The sequence below is a fragment of the Pseudomonas profundi genome, from assembly GCF_008638305.1.
In the GTDB taxonomy this organism is placed as follows: Bacteria; Pseudomonadota; Gammaproteobacteria; order Pseudomonadales; family Pseudomonadaceae; genus Halopseudomonas; species Halopseudomonas profundi.
On the sequence record NZ_VTPZ01000012.1, the window covers coordinates 140,273 to 146,681 of the forward strand.

8 protein-coding genes and 1 tRNA gene are annotated in these 6,409 nt (G+C 57.6%); 8 read left to right on the forward strand and 1 reads right to left on the reverse strand.

All coding sequences use genetic code 11. From position 1 onward, the window contains the following. Positions 1 to 227 precede the first annotated feature (227 nt). From FZE95_RS15585 to FZE95_RS20125, 3 genes are all read left to right on the forward strand, one after another. Positions 228 to 303: transfer RNA gene (locus tag FZE95_RS15585), tRNA-Thr, on the forward strand. 264 nt (positions 304 to 567) lie between these two features. Then, complete coding sequence (locus FZE95_RS20120) at positions 568 to 1,041, forward strand: helix-turn-helix domain-containing protein (RefSeq protein ID WP_397387136.1); 474 nt, start codon at positions 568 to 570, stop codon at positions 1,039 to 1,041. Further along, positions 1,038 to 1,214 carry a helix-turn-helix transcriptional regulator gene (locus FZE95_RS20125; RefSeq protein ID WP_150301800.1) on the forward strand — a complete coding sequence of 59 codons (177 nt, stop codon included), beginning with the start codon at positions 1,038 to 1,040 and terminating at the stop codon, positions 1,212 to 1,214. The genes FZE95_RS20120 and FZE95_RS20125 overlap by 4 nt, the downstream gene beginning before the upstream one ends. Before the next feature lie 73 nt (positions 1,215 to 1,287). Here FZE95_RS20125 and FZE95_RS15595 read toward each other — a convergent pair whose 3' ends face one another. Further along, a complete protein-coding gene (locus FZE95_RS15595) occupies positions 1,288 to 1,569 on the reverse strand; it encodes a hypothetical protein (RefSeq protein WP_150301801.1) in 282 nt (93 codons plus the stop codon). On the opposite strand from FZE95_RS15595, the gene phnC reads away from it, so the two are divergent. Genes phnC through FZE95_RS15620 form a run of 5 tightly spaced genes read left to right on the forward strand, consistent with a single transcriptional unit; the run spans position 1,570 to position 5,981 of the window. Further along, a complete protein-coding gene (phnC, locus tag FZE95_RS15600; protein WP_150301802.1) occupies positions 1,570 to 2,397 on the forward strand; it encodes a phosphonate ABC transporter ATP-binding protein in 828 nt (275 codons plus the stop codon). It abuts the gene before it with no gap. Further along, positions 2,394 to 3,257, forward strand: coding sequence for a phosphate/phosphite/phosphonate ABC transporter substrate-binding protein (gene phnD / locus FZE95_RS15605; RefSeq protein ID WP_150301803.1), 864 nt, complete (start codon positions 2,394 to 2,396; stop codon positions 3,255 to 3,257). Before phnC ends, phnD begins: the two co-directional genes overlap by 4 nt. Positions 3,258 to 3,265: 8 nt before the next feature. Next, on the forward strand, positions 3,266 to 4,093 hold the full coding sequence (phnE, locus tag FZE95_RS15610; protein ID WP_150301804.1) for a phosphonate ABC transporter, permease protein PhnE: 828 nt from the start codon (positions 3,266 to 3,268) through the stop codon (positions 4,091 to 4,093). Between the two features lie 8 nt (positions 4,094 to 4,101). Further along, complete coding sequence (locus FZE95_RS15615; RefSeq protein ID WP_150301805.1) at positions 4,102 to 5,112, forward strand: phosphonate dehydrogenase; 1,011 nt, start codon at positions 4,102 to 4,104, stop codon at positions 5,110 to 5,112. Next, complete coding sequence (locus FZE95_RS15620) at positions 5,106 to 5,981, forward strand: LysR family transcriptional regulator (protein WP_150301806.1); 876 nt, start codon at positions 5,106 to 5,108, stop codon at positions 5,979 to 5,981. Before FZE95_RS15615 ends, FZE95_RS15620 begins: the two co-directional genes overlap by 7 nt. The last annotated feature ends 428 nt before the right edge of the window (positions 5,982 to 6,409 follow it).

The following is a 6,409-nucleotide window of genomic DNA, read 5'->3' on the forward strand; positions in this document are numbered from 1 at the left end:
CAGCTTGATAGAGTTCTGCGGGCCTTTATCAGCGCGGCTTGTAGCGTACCGATCAAAAAATAACCTTGGTGGATAGTTTCGCTAAAACAAGGGGTTAACCTTGGTTTGTCAAGTGCCGCGACAGAAACCATGCACAAGTGCGATTAATCGCCGCACCGGCAAAAAAACAGTGGATAACCCCCTACAGGGGTTTACAGATCAGCGCGCATCTATATAATTCACCCCGCGCCGGTATAGCTCAGCTGGTAGAGCAACTGACTTGTAATCAGTAGGTCCCGAGTTCGACTCTTGGTGCCGGCACCAGCAAAATCAACGACTTAGGCCCGCCTCAAAAGCGGGCCTTTTTCGTTTCTGGCGTTTGGGTACCACTTTGGGTACCACTTCTCTCCGCGATCATGCGTCTTCCCGCTTCTAACACCTTTCGCTAAAAAAACCGAAACTCGGTGTTTTATCGCACATTCTCCATCTCGCTTTCGTATTTCATAGGTATCGCCAATTCACGTAGGAGACGAAGGCGATGGCTTTTATTTCGATTTGCAAAGGTGGACATGTATGAATATCGAGCTCATGTCGGCCGTTTTTGCCCTGGAGTGTGACCCCCGCGACAAGAACCTAATGCTTTTTTTAGCGTTTCGCAGCAATGCAGATGGGTTGGCTTGGCCCGGAGTGGCTCGTATAGCGGAGGCAATTTCCCAGTCCCTGCGGTCGACACAAAGAAGACTTAAGCGTCTTGTCGCCCAAGGGTTGTTGGAAATTATCCCTCGTACGGCTGCAGGTGGCCGTCAGACATCAAATTTTTATCGTTTGCTTCCCGCGGTGTCTCAAGCCTCCGCCCCTGAGACCAGCATAGCCGGCAACGGGTCGGATTTGTCACTCTCGAGGGTGACAGCATGGGTGTCGCCCCAAGAATTAACAAAAGAAAGAAAATCTTCAGGGGTGGCATCTGGCGGCGAAGTTGGCAAGTACCACCTGGAACAGCTGCAGCAAAGGCTGAGGGGGAGATTCAGTACTAAGATGGTCACGAACGGAGGCGATCAATGAGTACTAGCGAGGTGCTTAAGACCACCGATGAAATTTGCGCCATATTACGTGTCAGCCGTCAGACTCTTTGGCGACTGACGAAAGACAATCCATCCCTTCCAGGAAGAGTCAGGATCGGCCGGTTAACGCGTTGGTCTGAGAAAGAGCTGATAGGGTGGCTCAATTCCAGGTGACTCGGTAAGTGATAACTCTTGAGGACATCATCCATGGAGGGAGATGCCCTCCGGCGCACGCCAGAAGATCAAGCTACCTAGCCAAGTCTCTCGGCTCATCACGTCCCATAACGTTTGCTTCCGATATCAAAAAGTTCGAGCTGTCCAACTGCTGCTTCATCACGTGATAGCCAGGCGAAATGCTTCGCAGCATATCTTCGCTCGACTGCGGTTCCACGTGACCACCATGAAACTCGAGAGCCTCAGCCTTCACCTCGCTGTCACATTCTTGAAGCAATGCTTTAACACGCCCTGCGTACCTTTCTGAATTGCAAACCGCAATCCTGCGGCTTTCGAAATTGCGAAAGGTGATCATATGACGCTCCATCCGATACAGGACGCCGTGCTGCGTGTAGACCGGCTTAGTGTGGTCTACCCAGGCGGGGTAGCCGCGCTGCGCGATACGTCGGTGGCTTTCCGGCGTGGCGAATTTACGGTACTGCTTGGTCTCTCCGGTGCAGGCAAGTCGACCCTGCTCCGCAGTCTCAATCGACTGGTTATGCCTACGGACGGCACTGTATCCAGCGAGCTCGGCGAGCTTGGTGGTGGCTCCACCCTCCGGCAGCACCGTCGGCGTACCGCCATGGTTTTCCAGCATCATCAATTGATCGAGCGCCAGAGCGCGCTGGCGAACGTGCTGACTGGTCGGCTGGCGTTTCACAGTACCTTCCGGTCACTGTTTCCGTTGCCACGCGCTGATCAGGAGATTGCGCTCCAATGCCTCGCACGAGTAGGCCTGGCAGACAAGGCGCTGAGCCGGGTGGACAAACTGTCCGGTGGTCAGCAACAACGGGTGGGCATCGCTCGTGCGTTGGCCCAACAACCGGCGATTATCCTGGCCGACGAGCCGGTAGCCAGTCTTGACCCCGCCACCTCGGTTCGGGTTCTCGGCTTGCTCCGCGACATATGCAAGGAAGACGGCATAACCGCCATCGTCTCGTTGCATCAGCTCGAATATGCCCGCTGCTTTGCAGATCGGGTAGTCGGGCTGGCCGACTCTCAGATCGTTTTCGACGCCGCACCATCGGAACTCACTGATGCACAACTCGACCGGATTTATGCGGGCCGCACCACGATTCGGCCAGCAACTCCGTCGGCCGAAGTTACCGCAATGTTTGCACCCTCACTGGAGATGTCTCGATGAAACGTTTAACTACGATGTTACTCGCTTGTTTGCTGGCCGCGATCTCAAGTCTATCCGCCATAGCGGCGGACGCTGATCCGGATGTCCTGAAGGTCGCGCTGCTTCCGGACGAGAACGCCTCCGAGCTGATCAAGCGTAACCAGCCGCTGAAGGATTATCTGGAAAAACACCTTGAAAAAAAGGTACAGCTGATCGTAACGACCGACTATTCCTCGATGATCGAGGCGATGCGCTTTGGCCGTATAGACCTCGCGTACTTTGGTCCCCTGTCCTATGTCATGGCTAAGAGTAAAAGCGATATCGAGGCCTTTGCTGCCATGGTCATTGATGGCAAGCCCACGTATCGCTCTGTGATCATTGCCAACGTCGCCTCGGGCGTGAACGAGTACGCCGACCTCAGGGGCAAGAAGATGGCTTACGGTGACCGCGCTTCGACTTCCAGCCATCTGATTCCCAAGACCGTACTGCTCGAGACGGTTAGCCTCACAGGCGGACAGGACTATGAGCAGCATTTCGTTGGTACTCATGACTCGGTTGCGGTCAACGTGGCAAACGGCAACGCCGATGCGGGCGGGCTGTCCGAGGTGATCTTCAATCACGTGTCCGAGCGTGGTCTGATCGATCCAAGCAAGGTAAAGGTACTCGGCTATAGCGGCGAGTATCCGCAGTATCCCTGGGCGATGCGCTCCAACCTGAGCACTGAACTCAAGGCGAAGGTGCGTGATGTGTTCGTCGGTATCCACGACCCTGAAGTGCTGAGCAGTTTCAAAGCTGAAGCCTTCGCACCCATCACAGATGCTGATTACGACGTGATCCGCCAGATGGGATCGCTGCTCGGCCTCGACTTCGCCACGCTGTGAGGACCGATATGTCTACTCACTATAATGTGCAGGCGCTACCTGCTGAGCAAAGGGAGCGAATACTGCGCGGTTTCGGCCTCAGTTGGTGGCGCCAGTTGGGGCAGGTGGCAATCCTCTGCGGGGTAGTTGTGCTGGCCTGTTGGTACGTTGGGCTGCTTGACGCCACGACATTGCTGAACGGCCTTCCTTCCATCGCGACTCTGGCAGGGGAGGCCATGCCGCCGGACTTCTCGGGCTACCGCAGCTGGATCAGCCCGTTGATCGATACGTTGGCAATGAGCATCGCCGGCACGGCTATCGCGGTGGTGTTCTCGTTGCTGATTGCGTTCATCGCGGCGCGCAATACGTCGCCGCATCCCCTCGTCTTCGGCATAGCAAGGGTGTTGCTGAATGCGTTGCGGTCGGTGCCGGAGCTGATCATGGGCATCATCTTCGTCGCGGCGGTGGGATTTGGTGCCTTGCCGGGCGTGCTAGCGCTGGGGCTGCATTCGATCGGTATGGTCGGCAAGTTTTTTGCCGAGGCCATCGAGCATGTCGACGAAGCGCCGGTGGAAGCCGCTCGCGCGGCGGGGGCCACATCGTTGCAGGTACTGCTGCACGCAGTACTGCCGCAGGTGACGCCGCAGTTTGCCGACGTAGCCATCTACCGCTGGGAATACAACTTCCGTGCCTCCACCGTGATGGGCATGGTGGGTGCCGGTGGTATCGGCTTCGAACTCATGGGCTCATTGCGCATCATGCAGTATCAGGAAGTAGCAGCAATTCTGCTGGTCATCCTGGCCATGGTCACGCTAGTGGACGCCTTCAGCGGCGTTCTGCGCAAACGCTTCAAATAGGACATATCATGCTGCCGAAACTAGTTATAACTCACCGTGTACACGATGAAACCCTGCAACTGCTGGCGCCTCACTGCGAGCTGATCACCAATCAGACCGATCTTACGCTGCCGCCAGAGGAAATTCGCAAGCGCTGCCGTGATGCGCAGGCGATGATGGCATTCATGCCCGACCGGGTTGATGCCGAATTCCTCCACACCTGTCCCGACTTGCGCGTGGTCGGCTGTGCGCTGAAGGGGTTCGACAATTTCGATGTGAACGCCTGTACTGCCCGCGAAGTGTGGCTGACCTTTGTGCCCGACCTGCTTACCGTCCCCACCGCTGAGCTGGCGATTGGCCTCGCGGTCGGTCTGGGGCGCCATTTGCGGGAGGCGGATGCGTTCGTGCGTTCCGGCGCTTTTCAGGGCTGGCAACCGCAGTTCTACGGCACTGGGCTCAACGGCGCGACAGTGGGTATAGTCGGCATGGGCGCCATCGGCCTGGCCATGGCGGAGCGCCTGCAGGGCTGGGGAGCGACCATCCAGTATTACGAGATGAAAACTGTGGATGCAGAAGTCGAGCAACGGCTCGACCTACGCAAAGTGGCGTGTGACGAGCTCTTCGCCAGTTCGGCTTTTATCTTGCTGGCGCTTCCGCTGAACCCTGAAACCGAGCATGTGGTAAACGCGGAGATGCTTGGCAGCGTGCGCCCCGGCACCCTGCTGATCAATCCCTGTCGAGGCTCGGTAGTGGATGAAAGCGCGGTGCTTGATGCGCTTGAGCGAGGCCAGCTCGGCGGCTACGCGGCAGATGTATTTGAGATGGAAGATTGGGCGCGTGCAGACCGGCCTCGACGCATCGATCCTGCTCTGTTGCAGCATCCCAAGACCCTGTTTACACCGCATATAGGGTCGGCGGTGCATCGCGTGCGATTGGAGATCGAACGTTGTGCTGCGCAAAATATTATCCAGGCGCTGGCGGGCGAGCTACCGGCTAACGCTGCGAACCGTATACCTCAGGCCGAGCCTGCTCCATGTTGAATCCGGTATGGCTAAAAAGCTTGGTGGCGATCGTTCAAACCGGCAGCTTTCAAAGCGCGGCCCGGACGTTGGGACTCGCCCAACCGACGGTGTCGCAACACTTGCAGAAGCTGGAAGAGCAGGTTGGCGTTACGTTGGTGCACCGCAGCCGAAGCGGCTGCCAGCCCACCACGCGCGCTTTGGCCTTCATGCGCCACGCCACTGCTCTGCTGGACATGCACGACCGAGCATTGGACGCGCTGCACGGCAGACGCCAGCGCGTTGGGGCCAGCTCCAACATCGGCACCTATCTGCTGCAGCCTTTTCTACGCAGCTATTTGGGGACGGGGGCCGAAGGGGGAGAGGTGGACTTGCGCATCGCAGCCAACCCCGACGTAGCCGACCAACTTCTGGCGGGGCAGCTGGACGCCGCGGTGATGGAATGGTGGATACCTCATCCTGACTTCGAGCAGCGCCAATGGAGGGTCGAGCCGCTGGTGTTAATCGTAGGTCCGGATCACCCGCTTGCCGGTGCTGAGTCTATCGAACGAGCCAGGTTGGTCGAGTTGCCCATGCTCGGAGGCGAACCGGGCAGCGGAACCGGTCGGCTCTTGACCGAATACTTCGGTGAGCTGGGCGTGCCCCGCAGCGGGATGCAACTAGGCAGCACCGAAGCAGTCAAGCAGGCAGTCAGGGCGGGTCTGGGCGTTTCGCTGGTATTGGCCTCGGCAGTGTGTGACGAAGTTCGGAGCGGTACCCTCGTCGCGCTGCCTATTCCGGGGCTGGAAAAGCACTTGCAGCTGATCTGGCGGAAACCACCGCGCAACTTGCCCCCGCCGGGCTTTGTTGTTCATTTGCTCGAGACGGAGGCTGCAGTTGGGGACGTTTGATTCATTGACGGGAGACGACTGGCTATTAAGTCGTTTGTCCAACAACGGCCTGCCGTAACTATCTAGTCGCCGGCCGGTCCCTTGCTGTTCGGCTGTGTTATGGCAAGCCCCACAGTGTGTCGATTACTGTTCTGGTCTTCTCAACGTGAAGGTGAGCGCTTAGCGGCCCCAGCAATACCGTCTACTTTGGATGGATTCTGAGTCGGTCTCAGAAAAGTCAGCTTGTGGTTGGTTGCAACCAGGGAATTATTTTTCTTCGATTCGGTTACAGCTTCTCGATGGGCTTGGAGCACAATGAGAACGGTATAACCGGCGCCTCGATGCACATACTGGGTCGCCACACTGCTCCACGCCGGCCCTCCCGCCCACTGCACTGTGCAATCCACCGAATCAGCAGCCTATCGAGCATCCTGTCCGTGAATGTGGGG

Excerpts from the sequence above, each read along its gene's own strand:
- FZE95_RS20120 (WP_397387136.1), top strand. The coding sequence starts at position 568 with ATGTCGGCCGTTTTTGCCCTGGAGTGTGACCCCCGCGACAAGAACCTA.
- FZE95_RS20125 (WP_150301800.1), top strand. The coding sequence starts at position 1,038 with ATGAGTACTAGCGAGGTGCTTAAGACCACCGATGAAATTTGCGCCATA.
- FZE95_RS15595 (WP_150301801.1), bottom strand. The coding sequence starts at position 1,569 with ATGATCACCTTTCGCAATTTCGAAAGCCGCAGGATTGCGGTTTGCAAT.
- phnC (WP_150301802.1), top strand. The coding sequence starts at position 1,570 with ATGACGCTCCATCCGATACAGGACGCCGTGCTGCGTGTAGACCGGCTT.
- phnD (WP_150301803.1), top strand. The coding sequence starts at position 2,394 with ATGAAACGTTTAACTACGATGTTACTCGCTTGTTTGCTGGCCGCGATC.
- phnE (WP_150301804.1), top strand. The coding sequence starts at position 3,266 with ATGTCTACTCACTATAATGTGCAGGCGCTACCTGCTGAGCAAAGGGAG.
- FZE95_RS15615 (WP_150301805.1), top strand. The coding sequence starts at position 4,102 with ATGCTGCCGAAACTAGTTATAACTCACCGTGTACACGATGAAACCCTG.
- FZE95_RS15620 (WP_150301806.1), top strand. The coding sequence starts at position 5,106 with ATGTTGAATCCGGTATGGCTAAAAAGCTTGGTGGCGATCGTTCAAACC.